Source organism: Gaetbulibacter sp. M235 (assembly GCF_043876835.1).
Lineage (GTDB): Bacteria > Bacteroidota > Bacteroidia > Flavobacteriales > Flavobacteriaceae > Yeosuana.
Window position 1 is genome coordinate 59,828 of record NZ_JBAWJZ010000004.1, and the last position, 15,645, is coordinate 75,472.

General features: G+C 31.4%; 11 protein-coding genes and 1 tRNA gene. 9 read left to right on the forward strand and 3 right to left on the reverse strand.

Annotated features, from left to right (window positions below; genetic code table 11):
* Positions 1 to 66: 66 nt before the first annotated feature.
* Positions 67 to 3,750 carry a metallophosphoesterase gene (locus V8G69_RS07655; RefSeq protein WP_394881248.1) on the reverse strand — a complete coding sequence of 1,228 codons (3,684 nt, stop codon included), beginning with the start codon at positions 3,748 to 3,750 and terminating at the stop codon, positions 67 to 69.
* A 42-nt stretch (positions 3,751 to 3,792) separates the two neighbouring features.
* Between V8G69_RS07655 and V8G69_RS07660 the strand changes: the two genes are divergently transcribed.
* Complete coding sequence (locus V8G69_RS07660) at positions 3,793 to 4,995, forward strand: Pycsar system effector family protein (protein ID WP_394881249.1); 1,203 nt, start codon at positions 3,793 to 3,795, stop codon at positions 4,993 to 4,995.
* Here V8G69_RS07660 and V8G69_RS07665 read toward each other — a convergent pair.
* Positions 4,992 to 7,364 (reverse strand): GAF domain-containing protein, encoded by a 2,373-nt coding sequence (locus V8G69_RS07665; protein WP_394881250.1) that lies wholly within the window; start codon positions 7,362 to 7,364, stop codon positions 4,992 to 4,994. The genes V8G69_RS07660 and V8G69_RS07665 overlap by 4 nt on opposite strands.
* A gap of 638 nt (positions 7,365 to 8,002) precedes the next feature.
* Between V8G69_RS07665 and V8G69_RS07670 the strand changes: the two genes are divergently transcribed.
* The 3 genes from V8G69_RS07670 (at position 8,003) to V8G69_RS07680 (ending at position 9,804) form a co-directional block, all read left to right on the forward strand.
* Positions 8,003 to 8,524 carry a hypothetical protein gene (locus V8G69_RS07670; protein WP_394881251.1) on the forward strand — a complete coding sequence of 174 codons (522 nt, stop codon included), beginning with the start codon at positions 8,003 to 8,005 and terminating at the stop codon, positions 8,522 to 8,524.
* Between the two features lie 149 nt (positions 8,525 to 8,673).
* Entirely contained in the window at positions 8,674 to 9,462 is a 789-nt protein-coding gene (locus V8G69_RS07675) for a hypothetical protein (RefSeq protein WP_394881252.1), read from the forward strand.
* A gap of 186 nt (positions 9,463 to 9,648) precedes the next feature.
* Positions 9,649 to 9,804, forward strand: coding sequence for a hypothetical protein (locus tag V8G69_RS07680; protein ID WP_394881253.1), 156 nt, complete (start codon positions 9,649 to 9,651; stop codon positions 9,802 to 9,804).
* Between the two features lie 70 nt (positions 9,805 to 9,874).
* Here V8G69_RS07680 and V8G69_RS07685 read toward each other — a convergent pair.
* Positions 9,875 to 9,947 (reverse strand) — tRNA-Phe (locus tag V8G69_RS07685).
* A gap of 100 nt (positions 9,948 to 10,047) precedes the next feature.
* On the opposite strand from V8G69_RS07685, the gene V8G69_RS07690 reads away from it, so the two are divergent.
* From V8G69_RS07690 to V8G69_RS07710, 5 genes are all read left to right on the forward strand, one after another.
* Positions 10,048 to 10,779 (forward strand): type III pantothenate kinase, encoded by a 732-nt coding sequence (locus V8G69_RS07690; RefSeq protein WP_394881254.1) that lies wholly within the window; start codon positions 10,048 to 10,050, stop codon positions 10,777 to 10,779.
* Entirely contained in the window at positions 10,776 to 12,089 is a 1,314-nt protein-coding gene (locus V8G69_RS07695) for a hypothetical protein (RefSeq protein ID WP_394881255.1), read from the forward strand. Before V8G69_RS07690 ends, V8G69_RS07695 begins: the two co-directional genes overlap by 4 nt.
* A gap of 18 nt (positions 12,090 to 12,107) precedes the next feature.
* A complete protein-coding gene (locus tag V8G69_RS07700; RefSeq protein WP_394881256.1) occupies positions 12,108 to 13,490 on the forward strand; it encodes a tetratricopeptide repeat protein in 1,383 nt (460 codons plus the stop codon).
* Positions 13,491 to 14,045 carry an LPS export ABC transporter periplasmic protein LptC gene (lptC, locus tag V8G69_RS07705; protein ID WP_394881257.1) on the forward strand — a complete coding sequence of 185 codons (555 nt, stop codon included), beginning with the start codon at positions 13,491 to 13,493 and terminating at the stop codon, positions 14,043 to 14,045. It begins immediately after the preceding gene.
* 264 nt (positions 14,046 to 14,309) lie between these two features.
* Positions 14,310 to 15,599, forward strand: a complete 1,290-nt coding sequence (locus tag V8G69_RS07710) for a hemolysin family protein (RefSeq protein ID WP_394881258.1) — start codon at positions 14,310 to 14,312, stop codon at positions 15,597 to 15,599.
* The last annotated feature ends 46 nt before the right edge of the window (positions 15,600 to 15,645 follow it).

Consider the following 15,645-nt stretch of genomic DNA (forward strand, 5'->3'; position numbering starts at 1 on the left):
AATAAAACCTTGGTAAGCATTAGACTGTGTTTTTTTTGTTTTCAATTAAATCTAGATGAATTTGAATTAAAACCCAAAGCCCATTTTAAAAGCTAAACGCAAACCATCATTGCCATGGAAAGCAGATAGATTAAGTGTCATCATATTTGCTGCATTGGCGAAAATTCCACCACCTATAGAGGTGTTCCAACGTCTTGAATTATCATCATCCAACCAAACTCGTCCATAATCAAACCCGCCATAAACCCCAATATTAAGAGGTAATATACTGGTTTTAACTTTTCGTATATTGAAACGTAAATCGGTACTTTGAACAAAGGCATTTTTACCGGTAAAACGCTGATCTCTATAACCTCGCAAGCCATTTTCTGCTCCAATGCTAGCTGCTTGATAGAATTCAAAACCATTACCAAAATTAATATGCCCTAACAGGTTCGTAGCAAAAACAAGCTGTCCGTTTGGAACCAATTTATAATCAATCCCAAATTGAGGAATGATATATGAAAACTCATTAGAATTATCAATATTTGATTTATAACCTACTTGTAAACTTGTTTTCATTCCTAAGGTTGGAAATGCCTTATTATCATAATTTTCATAACTGTATGTAGCATCTCCACCTATAAAATTATTACTGACATCTACATTATCTCCAATAAACTGATTTATAAATCGCCCTTGTGTTTCTTCTATTTCATTAGTTTCATAGGACACTCCTAGTTTAAAACTTGCTCCCATTGGTCCTTTCCAAATTAATGAAGGTGCTATTTTAAATACCCTTATTTTTACACGGTTATAATCCATATCAACATCTAGTCCATCGTTATCATCTGCTTCTGGATTTGGAGTTTCATTTCCATAACCAAAAAAGTTCATGGCGTAATTAGGACTTGTATATTTAACCTCAGTGGCTAAATTCATGTTGCCTAACACATTTGCAAACTCGCCTTTATAACCTAGCTCAAAACCATTAGTGGCAAAGTAATAGGATGCATTAAAAATATGCTGGGATGTAAAAGGATTTCTTTCAAAACCATAATTATTATAAGTATTTGCTATTCCTATTTTAAAACCATCATCAGGATTGGCTCCTAAGGTTGGAATAAATTGGTTCGAATTATTTTTTAGCTTTTTGTAATCATAAACATTTGTTTCGTAATCGTCTGTTATTTTTAGGGCTCCTTTGTTGGTTATAAACTCATTCTTCTTTGATTTATAATCATATATTTTCACTCGTTTTCCGTTTACGATGTTATAAGAGTCTTTGTTTTGACCTCCAATCAAACGTATTTTGATTGGTTTTTTTCCATCTCCGGATATTTTAAAAACATCGTCGTCGTCCAATCCATAAATCCAAATTTCTTTTGTGTCTTTTGAATTATAAATTCTTTCATGAAACACATCGGCCTTTTCTCCTTTTTTTATTCTATATGCCGTTACCTTGGTGTTTCCGTTTGGCAATCGTTCAATTTCAAACCAATCATCTTTATTTGTTCCTTTTATGATGGCGAATTTATTAATGTGATTGTAATAAGTATCTGAAATTTTTTGAAGATTAGCTCGTCTTGCGATTAATTTTTGCTTTATGGTTTTAAGCGTTTCATCAGTAACTTCAATCGGGAAATTTAAAAAGGCCTTGTCAATAACCTTATCGGTTAGATGGTTCACAATGTAATCGACCTGATTATTCCAAACAGTTCTGTCAGATTGATTTATTAAGGCAACGTCTAGCGGGTAAGGTTCCAGGTTAAACCATTTTACGCTTTTAATATCGTTATCATAGCTTTGCATTAATCGTAATGCAGGCACTGTTGTAGTGGCAAATTTTAATAATGCGCCATCGGCCATAATAGAAAATGCCTGATCTCTATCTCTAGGAACTGGACGGTATACCGTTTTTCCTTGCTCTTTAAATTCTGCCCACCGCCATTGGTCTTCGTGCCTGTCCCAATCGCCTATCAGCATATCAAATAATCTGGCTCTTATATAGGCGGCTTCATCTAAAACAATACGTTCATCTTTATTGAGTTTTTTCAATAAATCATCGGTACTGATCAATGTATTAGAAAAACCAAAACTTGCTTTATCACCATGACCAGAATCTGCCCGTTCTTCAATCATATAAAGCTCATCACCAAACTCATCATTATACGATTCCAAGGCTTGTTGTTTTGGCACATAATACAATTTGGGGTTGGTATGATAAATTCCAACAGCATCAGACAACGTTCCAATTGTAAAAGGTGCATACGGATGGGCTCCTGTAAAAACATCCAATAACAATCCTTCTGTATAGGTATCATTAAATTGCCCTTCAACGTATTCATCTTTAAAGGCAACAGCTTGCAGATATTGAACAGCACTTTTTCTAAGAGCACGCATCACATATTCCCTCCCTTGTTTATCTGCTAAACGCAATGATTTTGATTGATGCCCGCCACCTTTTCTAATGGGAATAACACCTCCAAATAGTGTATCAAGATTAACCGTTTTTGCAGTTACTTTTGTGCTGAAATATTTACGATAACGATCTCCCCAAAGCTTTTTGTACAACTTGCCTTTGGTTGTTTCTGCATCTGTATAAATTGAAGCTTTTTCTTCTTTAGGAAATGAAGCTGCATACTCCGTTTTAGTTTCTTTGTTTTGGTCTTCTGAAAGCACTTGGGTTTCAAAGACTACCTTTTGGTCATCAGCCGAATAAAACCTAACGAATGACGACCCGTCTTCAAAAACGTCGAGTCGAACAAATCCAGGCGTTGCATATGAAAACTTCCCTTTTCCAACATTTCTTGTTGCAGATAGTTTTGATCCTGAACCACTAATAATCTGTGGCAGGTTGTCCTCAACGATGTATTGTAAATTATGATCGTGTCCAGAAACAAAAATAGTTTTATCGTTCTGCTGGGATAAGGTTATTATGCGTTTTCTTAATTCGTTGTAACGCTTGTTTTGTATATCAACAGTTGTAAGTCCACTGGTTTTTCTAATCACGTTTTTTAAGGTTCCTAAAACAGGCAAAGGAGACATGTGGCTTTTAAAAGAATATTGTCCGCCATGACTGCCGTTTGTGAACATGGGGTGATGAATAGCTATTAAGGTTGTTTTTTCACGTGCTTTTTTTATTTCACTCTCTAGTTCTTCAAAAAACTTGGCTCTGGTTTTTATTTCGCAATCGTCATTAATGTTTGGGTTGTCATTCCAATTGGTTAAATACCATTCTGAGTCTACAACAATTAAAACAACATCATCCGAGATGTTTACTTTTTCAATTGGGCAACCATTTTCCGGTAAAAAAGTGTTTTTTCCTAAGGCATCTTCAATATACTTTTCTTGTCGTTTTAGTCCTTTTAATCCGTCAGAATACCAATCATGGTTTCCTGGAATAAAAATAGCTTTCCCCTTAAAATCTTTTACGGCTTCAATTTGAACATTCAGTTGATGTTCTGCAAAGTTTCTTCCTTGTTCATCTTTAGTTGGCAAGCCCTTTGGGTAAATATTATCTCCCAGAAAAAGGATCGTACTTTTTTTTGGCGCATTATCAAGTTCAGATTTTAAAAACTTCAAAGCACTGGTTTCGCTATCAACAGGAGAGTTTCCGGCATCTCCAATAAAATAAAATGTATGCGTAATTGTTTTATCGTTAGGAAAGTTTTCGGCATTATTTTCGTCTGAATATTGCGGTTTAAAAGTAGCACATTCCGTAATACAAAAAACAGCACAAATTAAAATGAGATTAAGCCTGAAACTCATGGTAATGGATTAATTACTATTTTAGTAAAAATAATATTTTAAATGAATCAACTCCTTTTAAATGTCGAGAAATATGTGTCATCCTTACTACTAAGAGAGGTTTCGCATATTTATATATATCATAATTTAAGACATACACAACGTGTTGTAAAATATACAAAAGAGCTTATTGAGAATGAAAATGTAAACGAAAACGACGCAGAAAATTTATTGATAGCTGCCTGGTTTCATGATACAGGATTTATACAAGGAGCTGATAATCATGAAGAAAAAAGTGTAGAAATTGCTTCTGCTTTTTTAATGGAACAAAACATTTTGCCCGAAAAGATAGAAGATATTTCCAAAATTATTTTGGCTACTAAAATAGATTATGAACCTAAAAATTTACTTGAAGAAATAATCCGCGATGCAGATTGTGCCCATTTTGGAACTAAAGAATTTGTTGAAATCAGTGATCTTTTAAGACACGAATGGGAGCATGCTTGCAATAAAATTTTAAGTGACATTGAATGGATTGAAGAAAACATTTCATTTTTAACAAAGAAGCATTTGTTTTATACCACCTACGCTATTGATACTTGGCAAAACGGAAAAGATAAAAACATTGCAACTCTTTTTAAAACCCTTAAAAAACTTCATCAGGAAGAGAAAAAAAACCTGGTAAAAAAAGAACAATTAGACATAAAGAAAAAAAGGGCTAAACTGCCTGAACGTGGTATTGATACCATGTTTCGGGTTACGCTTAGAAACCATATAACACTAAGTAATATTGCCGATACTAAAGCCAATATTTTATTATCTGTAAACGCCATTATCGTTTCCTTGGTTTTATCAAATCTTATCCCAAAACTCGATAATCCATCTAATCACTATTTAATTTATCCAACAGTAATTTTTACACTTTTTACCATTACGGCCATGATTTTATCTGTATTAGCTACAAGGCCAAATGTAACAAGTGGAAAATTCACCAAAGAGGATGTAGAGAACAAAAAAGTTAATTTGCTTTTTTTTGGAAATTTCCACAAAATGAAGCTCGATGATTTTGAATGGGCTATAAGGGAGCTTATGAAAGACAAAGATTACCTGTACAATTCCATGTCTAAAGACCTTTATTTTTTGGGCTTGGTATTAAACAAAAAATATAAAATTTTAAGAATTACCTACACAGTATTTATGATAGGGATTATAGTAAGTGTTATTGCTTTTTTTATTGCATTCCAATATTACGGAATTAAGGCTTAAGCCTTAATTTCCTTCATCAAATCGTTATAGGTATAAAATTCTTTTACATCAGCATTTTTCTTGTAAAGAATGCTTACCCTAATTGCTTTTAAACCCGTTACGGCTTGTAAATCCTGCAATTCCAAAATCTCAACATCGGTGTCCAAATAGTTTTTAGACTGTAAAAACTTAACATATCTTAGGTACTCTGTTTCGTCTTGTTTTTGCGAATAAATAATAGATATCTTCCCTTTTTGGGTGATACGCTCTTTGGTTCCTTTAATAAATGCTTTATCAACCCTTTTTTTAACGATTTCATATCGGGCATTGTAAGTGCCATCAACATCAAACTGTTTTTCGTCCATTCTAAAACTTATGGACAGTGGTTGGTTAAACACTAAAATCATTGACGCAACATCCAGCTTAACAGGAAAATCTGGTTGAATCTGATAGTATTCATTTTCCATTTCGCACATAACCTGTAATTGCCACAGCCTTAAATTGTATAAGTATATGGGGTTAAAACTTTCTTCCTTGGTTATAGCTTCACCAATATACATGTTATGCTCTACACCATCAGTTTTAAAACGTTCAAAGTAGTGTGGGTACATTTTTTGGGCATCTACCTGCTTTTCATCAAGAATATGCGCCATTTTTTTATTGATGGATGCAATGGTATCATCATATTTCTTTCTGTGGAAATATAAAGTGTCTAATTTAGCATCTAAACTGTTTAAATAAGAGTCAATATCATTCTTTAATGATTTTGAAACCGATAAATGTTTAAACAATGGGTTAATATCGTGTTTTAAAAAATCTGTGATTTGCTGTTCGCTGTCAACCTGAAAGAAATTTTGCAAACCTTCTAAATAGGTATTAATTTGATAGATAAATTGCTCATATATTGGCAATGGCTCCAATTTAAAAGCCTTCTCTATAATATCTTTTACAGCACTTAGCTGTAGTGTTAAATCTTGTTTTGTAGCCCAATTTCTGGCTTCAGAAGATCCTTTAATATCAATTTGTCCATACAACGGATAAATGTCTTCAAAAGCTATTTTGTTGAACGATACCTGATTACCCATTGACAGTTCCTTAATGAAATTTTTAGCTTCTTTTTCAAATTTCCAATGCACACTTGGGTGGATAGAGGTACATTCTTTTTGTATAACGGCTTCAATTAAATTTTCCACTTCTCTTTTAGAACGTAAAACCGAAGCTACAATAAAAGGCATAACGTCGGCCAGTTTATTGGCATTGATACTGTTTAATACTTTTGGTTTTTTTGAAACTATCTCTAAAAGACCTAACAATTCATCATTATCGGTAATGGGTGCCAAAATAACGCTTTTAATACCTTGTTGTTTAAATGACTTTATTTGAGGTATTTTTCCTTTTGTTATTTCGTATTTTTTATCAACGTCTGAAATGGCATAGAATTTATTGTTTAAAAGCACATGGTTGTATGACCCGCTGCACAATGCAGCATCGCAATTGTTACAATCTAGGCCGTTTAATAAATAACTTTCCATTTTTGAAGCATGAATTTTTTCAAAAGTATTGTCCTCTTTGTTATAACTGGAAAACCCTACTTTAATGTCCTTTAATCCAAAAAGTGACCTGAAAATTTCTTGAAAACTACCCATTAAGTTTTCGTTGTTGTAACTTTTATCTTTTATAAGATTTGATTTAACGTTTGAAATGGATTGGTCGTCTGTTACATCAAAAATATTTGAAATGACAAACCCTTTGAACAGATAGCTGTTTTTAGGAAACTTCTCTTTCCATAAACCAATATTGTCAAAATTGTCTATTAATAAATCGTAATCCTCTTGCGTTATTTTTGGAGCATCCTTGGTGGGAATAAATTCTATAAAATCTGCATTGTACAAAATTTTATAATAGCGAATAATACCGTTTGCATCTGGAATTTCATATAAAAATGGCCTTTTAAAATTTAAATTATACCCATAACAAACATTTAAAATAACGCTACATGCCATGATGTAAAATTCATTGTCGTCAATGTTTCTCATTTTCAACTCAAAACCATCACCTGCGTCCTTAAGTATTTTTTTTAAGCGATTGGAAGTATTAAAAACCACATCTTCAAAAGGGATAGATGCTGCTTTAATTTCATTATTGGTTAAAATGGGGTTAAATGAATCCTGAAGAATATAATTAATCTCATTTTTATAAGTTTCAAGCAATGAAACATCGTTAAACCCTTCCCGTAGAATAGAGTTTTCTGATGCTATTTTTAAAATCCTGCTTGCTTTATCGGCAATGAGTGTATCGTCACTATTTAGCAAATCTTCATATTGCTTTAATAATTTGTTAAAGCTTATTTTTAAAAGAATAGGAGACTCGTTATGGCACAAACTTCTCATTAAAGCAAGGTATAAATTTTAATAAAAATACAAATTAAAACAGATAGTCGCTTTTTTAATTGAAACATTACTGCCATTAAAAAAAATATTGTGTGTTTGGTTTGTTTGGTTTTTAAGTTGCAACCTGTACCAATTTACGTGGCTGTTAACCACGATTAAAAAAGTAAAGCGTTGTAACCATTGTCTTTATAAAACACTTTAACGAAACAAACTTTTGCAAACATATTTTAAAGGTCTTTAAAATTGAGGGGTTAACAACCTGCTAAACTAAAAAGCCCTATTTTAATTTCCAAACCCGTGACACATATTGACACATATTGATAGTTATTGACACACATTGACACAATGGGCAAAAAAAGCAGGGGTTTTGTTCGGGTTTTATTCGAGTCTTGTTCAGCTACTGTTCGGGTGTATTTTTTTTAGATAGGGCTTTGCCCGAACAAAGGGTGGGTACATGTAAAATGAAACCCAAATAACTCCTTAGGTACTATAAAAATGTTTGTCTTTTGTAAGTATATATTTACTATATTAGTGTTATAGTATGGATATGGACAATTGTCTATATCCAATTTGTTGGCAAAAATTAAAAACTAAACTCATTAGAAAAAAAAATAATTGAAATAGAAAATAATCAAAAATTGAATGTTTCTATTCCTGAAAAGAACGAAATCAAAATAGAGAACAGTCAAATAGAGGAAATAAAAAAACAAGTGCAAGAATTACAAAGTAAAGACACTTCAAACAATAATTTTATTTCAGACAAAGGGATGAATCAAGTAATAACCAAAATTGAAGATTACTTTCCAAAAATGAATGGATATTCGTATTCTGGTACAACAAATCTTTTAGAATTAAATTGTCCTGATTTTAAGACAACAGAGAAGTATATTGATGTTGATTTTCTAATTAGTGATAAAAGCCTTTATAATGATGTAGCAGCAATTTTTGTATCAATGACGGAAATAGATGAGAAAGGAAATTATTTTTATGTCTATGACACATATTACAAACCTCAATTTGGCTACAATCACTTAAGGGTTAGAAACGTAAAAAGCAAAGATAAAATAAAATATAAATTTCATTATGGCCTAATGTTGAAATCAGATTCGAATAAAACGACACCAAGAATTGAGGGAATTTCTTGTGCTTTTAAAAAATAACTTTTGCTAACATCGTGTAAAAATAATTGCTTGTACTTGTCTATTCCGAAAATCCTCGCGGATTTTCCAGTTAGTTTTGTACTTGCCAAGGTTCGTGCTAACACACGCAACTATTCTTACACAAGCACGTTACCTGCAAGCTTGAAAACATGACTGAACTAACAAAGAATAAAACAAAAGAGATAAAACTCTATTCATCAAAAGCTATAAGTGGAGCTACATTTTTAGGTGGACCATTAGCAGCTGGTTATTTAATTAGTGAAAATTTTAAAGCATTAAACAAACCAGACGATGGACGTAAATCTTTAATAATAGGAATTATAACAACAATTGTGCTTTTTGGAGGAATATTTATGCTTCCCGAGAGTATAATTGACAAAATCCCAAGACAAATAATCCCACTTATCTATACTGGAATTATATGGGGAATTGTTGAGTGGAAACAAGGAGATATTCTTAAGGTTCACAAAGAAAATGGTAATTCATTTTTCTCTGGGTGGAGAGCTGCTGGAGTTGGATTTATTTCACTAGTAATAATCGGAATTGGAATATTTGGATATGCTTTTCTATCAACTGATGATGAGATTTATGAACAATATGATTCGGAATTAGCTGTTTTTTCAAAGAATGAAAATGAATCTTTAGTTTTCTATAACCATATAGACTCTAAACCAAAATTTGCTTTAATAAATGAATTAGATAACGATGTTATTCCAAAGTGGAAAGAAAATTTAAAGATAATTGAACGGACCAATCAAATGGAAAACTTGCCTAATGAGTTATTAAAACAAAATGAGATTCTATTAAAATATTGTGAATTAAGAATCAAAGGTTTTGAATTATTCAAAAAAGCAATCAGCGAAGACACTGACAAGTATTCCATTGAATTAAATCGTATTCATTCAGAAATTGACAAACAATTAAAAAAACTGAATTAAAAAGCAGCAGGTAACACCGTATAAAAAAAATTGCTAGTTTTAGCTAAACCAAAGTTAGTTGCTAGTAAACACGCAACTTTCCATACACATCAACGTTAGTGGCAAGTTTGAAAAACAAAAAGCTAAAGACTAAAATAAGGCAACAAATATCTTAAGATTGACAATAAACGCCTCAAAGAAAAAAGTTTGGGATGCTTTGACAAATCCAGAAAAGTAAAAGCTTGGCAATACGGAAGCGACTTGATAACGGATTGGAATGTTGGAATGAAAGCATTGGGATATGTTTTTGTCATGGGAGTTTTTACAATGCTAATTGTAATTGGTGTCAACGAAATATTATGATTAAATAAACAATGACGTACACCCGTAAAAATTAAAAACCCCATAAACATGTGTTTATGGGGTTTTCTAGTGGTGCCTCCAGGAATCGAACCAGGGACACAAGGATTTTCAGTCCTTTGCTCTACCAACTGAGCTAAGGCACCAGCTGCTTAAATGCGGTTGCAAATATATATTCATTTTTATTATCCGCCAAAAGAAAATTATAAAAAATGGTTTTGTAAATTTACACTTTTAAATAATAATATGAATTTAGTAATTGATGTAGGCAATTCTTCGGTCAAACTAGCTGTTTTTGAGGAGACTAAAATTTTATTTAAAAAAACAATCAAGCTGGATTTTATTACAAAGCATTTAGATTTGTTGAGAAAAGAATATAAATCTATAAATAAAGCCATCATTTCTTCAGTTGGAAAATTAAAAAATACCGATATAGAATATATAAAAAAGCATTTTAATCTAATTCAGTTGGATGCTTCTACTAAGGTTCCTTTTAAAAACTGTTACGAAACTCCAAAAACTTTGGGAATGGATAGAGTTGCTTTGGTAAGTGCTTCTGTTCAGCAATATCCAAATAGGAATGTTTTAATTATTGACGCAGGAACTTGTATTACGTATGATTTTATAACATCACAAAATGAATATTTAGGTGGTGCTATTTCGCCAGGAATAAGAATGAGGTATCAATCGTTAAATAATTTAACAGCTAAATTGCCATTATTAGAAACAGAAGAACCAAAAAACATCATTGGCAATTCTACAAATAATTCAATTCATTCGGGTATAATATTTGGTGTTTTAAAGGAAATAGATGGAATAATTGAAGAGTATAAACTAAAATATAAAGATTTAACAGTTATTTTAACAGGTGGAGACGCTAATTTCTTGTCAAAACAATTAAAAAGTAGCATATTTGCCAACTCTTATTTTTTATTAGAGGGATTAAACTATATTTTGCAATTTAATTCAAACGAATGATTAAAAAACTTGTATTAGTTTTTGTAGCTTTTATCACGATTCAAAGTTATGCTCAACAAGGAACAGCTTCACCATATTCATTTTATGGTATTGGAAGCCTAAAATTTAAAGGAACTGTTGAAAACAGAAGTATGGGAGGTTTGAGTATCTATATGGATAGTATTCATATGAACTTAAGAAATCCTGCTTCATATGCCACTGAAAATTTAGCATCTATACCATTTAATGGAGAAAGTAGACCAATAAAATATACTGTAGGAGGAAGTCAAACTTCTTTAAACTTAAAAAGTGCTACAACTAGTGATAAAGCATCTTCAACTACTTTTGATTATTTAGCCGTTTCAATTCCAATAGGTAAATTTGGTATGGGTTTTAGCTTAATGCCTCAAACATCTGTTGGTTATAAATTAGAGACAACCGATTCAAATGGTCATATAATCGATAGATTTAAAGGTGAAGGAGGTCTTAACAAAGTAAATTTAGGAATAGGATATTTACTGGCTAAGGGACTAAGTATTGGTATTGATGCTAATTACAATTTTGGAAATATTCAAAATAGTGTTGTTGAATTCGCTTATGATTCGGATGGAATTATTCTGCAAAACCAATCAAAAGAAAACAACAGATCAGATTTAAGTGGTTTAAGTTTTAATCTTGGGTTATCTTTCAAAAGAAAGGTAAATGATAAATACGAATTTGTTTCAGGATTTACTTATACGCCTGAAAGTAATTTAACTTCAAATAATATTAGAACTATTTCAACAATAGTAATTAATTCAGCAACAGGAAGTGAATATGTAAGTAATTCTTTTGAATCTGATTTAGAGTCAATGGGGCTAAAACAGACCGATCTTACAATGCCGTCTAAAATGTCTATTGGTGCAGGTTTTGGAAAACCAAGGGCTTGGTTTGTTGGTGCAGAGTATAGTACGCAAAAGACCAGTAAATTTTTCAATCCTTTGTATAGCAGCATAACTACAAAATATGAAGATGCATCAAATATTTCATTTGGAGGGTTTTTTATACCACAGTACAATTCTTTTTCTGGGTACTTTAAACGCGTAGTTTATAGAGCAGGTTTGCATTATGAAAAAACAGGATTAAATATAAATAACGAATCTATAAATGAGTTTGGCATATCTTTTGGTTTAGGGTTACCAGTAGGGGACTTTTTCTCTAACGCTAACATAGGAATTGAAATTGGAAAACGTGGAACAACTAACAATAATTTAATACAAGAGAATTTTGTTAATTTTCAATTAAGCTTATCTTTGAACGATAGATGGTTCCAAAAAAGGAAATATGATTAACAACATAAATTTATTATCATGAAAACGAGAATTACTTTATTACTAACAGTGTTATTTTTTGTGAGTAATATAAGCTTTGCTCAACAGGACGAGGAGTGTATGACTAAGCTTTCAATATTTCACGAATATGTAAAAGCTAAAAATTTTGAAGCAGCTTACCAACCGTGGATGGATGTAAGGAATAAGTGTCCGAAATTTAATAACGCTATTTATATTGATGGCGAGAAAATTTTAAATTATAAAATTGAGCAATCAACAGGTACTGAAAAAGTAGCATTTCTTAATGACCTAATAAAACTTTGGGAAGAACGTGCTGCTAATTTTCCAAGCAAAACACCTAAAGGTGAATATGCTGCTAATGCTTGTCAATTAATGTATGATAATAAAGACTTGCTAAAAAAGACAGATTTAGAATTATATGAGTGTTTTGATGCAGCTTATCAATCAGATAAAGCAACATTTACAAATCCTAAAAGTTTATATACTTATTTTTCTTTAATGGTTGATTTGTATGATGCCGGTAAAAAACCAGCAGCAGATTTATTCAACAAATACGATGATGTTGTAGAAAAAGTAGAAGAAGAGGTTAAAAATTATTCAGAGAACTTAAATGCACTCGTAGAAAAAGAAGATGCGGGTACAGCCTTAACTAGCAAAGAAGAAAAGTTAAAAAGATATTATGAAAGTTATTTAAATGCATATGATCAAATTTCTGGAAGTATTGATCAGAAGCTAGGTGATAGAGCAAATTGCGAAAACTTAATTCCATTGTATCAAAAAGACTTTGAAGAAAACAAAACGAACTCAGTTTGGTTACAAAGAGCTGCTGGTAAAATGTCTGAAAAAGATTGTACAGATGATCCATTATTCTTTAAATTGGTAAATGCATATCATGCTTTAAGCCCATCAGCTAACTCTGCTTATTACTTAGGTATATTAAAAGATAAAGAAGGAAAACCTAATGAAGCCATCTCTTTTTACGAAGAAGCTATTAAGTTAGAAACTGATAACTTTAAAAAAGCCAATCTTAATAACAAAATTGGATTAAAGTTAAAAGCTAAAGGTAACTATGGAAGAGCAAGAGGTTATTTTAGAGAAGCACTTAGGTTAAATCCTTCAAATGGTCATCCTTATTTATCAATTGCAGGTATGTATGCGTCAAGTGCAAATGATTGTGGAGATGATAATTTTAATAAAAGAGCGGTGTTTTGGTTAGCTGCTGAAGAGGCTAGAAAGGCAGGAAGAGTAGACCCTACTTTAAAAGGAGCCTCTGCCCAAACAGCTGAAAACTACATGGCTAAAGCCCCAACCAAAGCAGAGATTTTTAGTAAAGGTAATTCTGGACAAACAATAAATATTGGTTGTTGGATTGGTGCATCTGTTGTGGTGCCAAAAATTTAAATGAAAAGCTTAAAAAAAAATATCATATTATCTATGGTCACCGTGTTTGCGGTGACCATGTTTTTTTCATGTAAAAACAATCTAAAAGAAGTTCAAAAAATTGGTATTTCAGAAGATGAACCTATTGGTGTTGCAGAAGATATTAATTTAAAATATACCGATTCGGGTAAAATAAAAGCTATTTTAATAAGTCCTAAAATGTTAGATTATTCAAATAGGGATTTTTCATTCAATGAATTTACCGAAGGTATTAACCTTACTTTGTACGATGATAAAAACCAAAAAAGTACAGTTACTGCAGATTATGCAATAATTTATAATGATACAGATTTAATGGATTTGCAAGGGCATGTTGTTTTAGCAACACACACTAAGGATACTTTGTTTGCTGAACAACTTTTTTATGACCAAAAGAAAGAATGGCTATTTACTAATAAACCAGTAACTTTTAGAACGGGTTTGGATTTAATTAACGGCAATGGTTTCGACTCTAATTCAGAGTTTACAAATGCTGAAGTTCTTGAAATTAATGGAATTATTACTGTTGACGAATAATTCAAAATATTAGATTTACCTCACAATTTTTTTTAAGTATCTTTGTCTTTAATATAATTATTATATGTTATGATGCTTGCTAAGTTTTTTCAATATGCTTATTTAATTTTTGCAGTATTATTTTTATACGATGCTATCAATAAATATATAAACCAAGGTGATATTGCCTATACCTCATTATTATTGGCCGCACTTGCTATTTTTATGTATTTTTTTAGACAAAAATTCAGAAAAAAATATGAAAATAAAGACAAGTCAAAATAAATGAGTCTTTATGTAATTATTATAATCGCATCTTTAATTCTTTCGGCCTTTTTTTCGGGTATGGAGATTGCTTACGTGTCTTCAAACAAAATTCATATTGAAATTGAAAAAAAACAAGAAGGTTTTTTAGCTGTTGTTTTAACGAAGCTTACTGCTAAACCTTCAAAATATATTGCCACAATGTTAATTGGGAACAACATAGCATTGGTGATCTATGGGTTTTTTATGGGTGATTTATTGGTGCAGTGGTTTCAATCAATGTTGCCATTTTCATTTGGTTTTTTAAATTACCTTCTAACGGATTTAAGCTTATTAAGCCAAACGGTGATATCAACATTGTTAATATTAATTACTGCTGAGTTTTTACCAAAAGTCTTTTTCCAAATTTATGCTAATACCTTAATTAAGGTTTTAGCAGTTCCTGCTTACATGTTTTATTTGTTGTTCTCATATATTTCAGATTTTGTTATCTGGATTTCAGATATGTTGCTAAGGCAATTTTTTAAAACAGAAGGAGACCAAATACAATTAGCTTTTACTAAAGTTGAGTTGGGTAATTATATAAGCGAACAAATGGAATCTGTTGAAGAACACGATGAAGTTGATACCGAAATACAAATCTTCCAAAATGCTTTAGAATTTTCAGAAGTTAAGGCTCGAGAAGTCATGGTGCCCAGAACAGAAATTATCGCTGTTGAATTAAACAGTTCAATAAAGACACTTAATGCCTTGTTTACAGAATCTGGGTGCACTAAAATTTTGGTTTATAACGAAACCATCGATGATATTTTAGGGTATGTACATTCCTTTGAATTGTTCAAAAAGCCTAAAACTATAAAGTCAATTGTTCTTCCTGTAGAATTTGTGCCAGAAACAGTACTTATAAAAGATGTGCTTAACGTGCTTATAAAAAAACGAAAAAGTATCGCCGTAGTTTTAGATGAATACGGAGGAACATCGGGCATTATGACCGTTGAAGATATTGTTGAAGAATTATTTGGGGAAATTGAAGATGAACACGATACAGACGATTTAACAGAAGAAATTATTGATGGTGAAACATTCAAGTTTTCAGCACGTTTAGATGTTGATTATATTAATGAAACCTTTAAAATAAATCTTCCAGAAAGTGAAAACTATGAAACACTTGGTGGTTTAATAGTGAATCATACAGAAGAGATTCCAGAGCAGAACGAAGTTGTAATAATTGACACATTTCAATTCACTATTTTAGAAGTATCTAACACTAAAATTGATATGGTTGAACTTAAACTTTTAAAAGAAGATTAAATTCTTAAAGTTTAAGTTAATAAAAGCTTCTTTCTGTTTTATTATT

What these genes read in the sequence shown, in the direction of transcription:
- V8G69_RS07660 (WP_394881249.1), top strand. Translation starts at nt 3,793, where the DNA reads ATGAATCAACTCCTTTTAAATGTCGAGAAATATGTGTCATCCTTACTA.
- V8G69_RS07655 (WP_394881248.1), bottom strand. Translation starts at nt 3,750, where the DNA reads ATGAGTTTCAGGCTTAATCTCATTTTAATTTGTGCTGTTTTTTGTATT.
- V8G69_RS07665 (WP_394881250.1), bottom strand. Translation starts at nt 7,364, where the DNA reads ATGAGAAGTTTGTGCCATAACGAGTCTCCTATTCTTTTAAAAATAAGC.
- V8G69_RS07710 (WP_394881258.1), top strand. Translation starts at nt 14,310, where the DNA reads ATGAGTCTTTATGTAATTATTATAATCGCATCTTTAATTCTTTCGGCC.
- V8G69_RS07690 (WP_394881254.1), top strand. Translation starts at nt 10,048, where the DNA reads ATGAATTTAGTAATTGATGTAGGCAATTCTTCGGTCAAACTAGCTGTT.
- V8G69_RS07695 (WP_394881255.1), top strand. Translation starts at nt 10,776, where the DNA reads ATGATTAAAAAACTTGTATTAGTTTTTGTAGCTTTTATCACGATTCAA.
- lptC (WP_394881257.1), top strand. Translation starts at nt 13,491, where the DNA reads ATGAAAAGCTTAAAAAAAAATATCATATTATCTATGGTCACCGTGTTT.
- V8G69_RS07675 (WP_394881252.1), top strand. Translation starts at nt 8,674, where the DNA reads ATGACTGAACTAACAAAGAATAAAACAAAAGAGATAAAACTCTATTCA.
- V8G69_RS07700 (WP_394881256.1), top strand. Translation starts at nt 12,108, where the DNA reads ATGAAAACGAGAATTACTTTATTACTAACAGTGTTATTTTTTGTGAGT.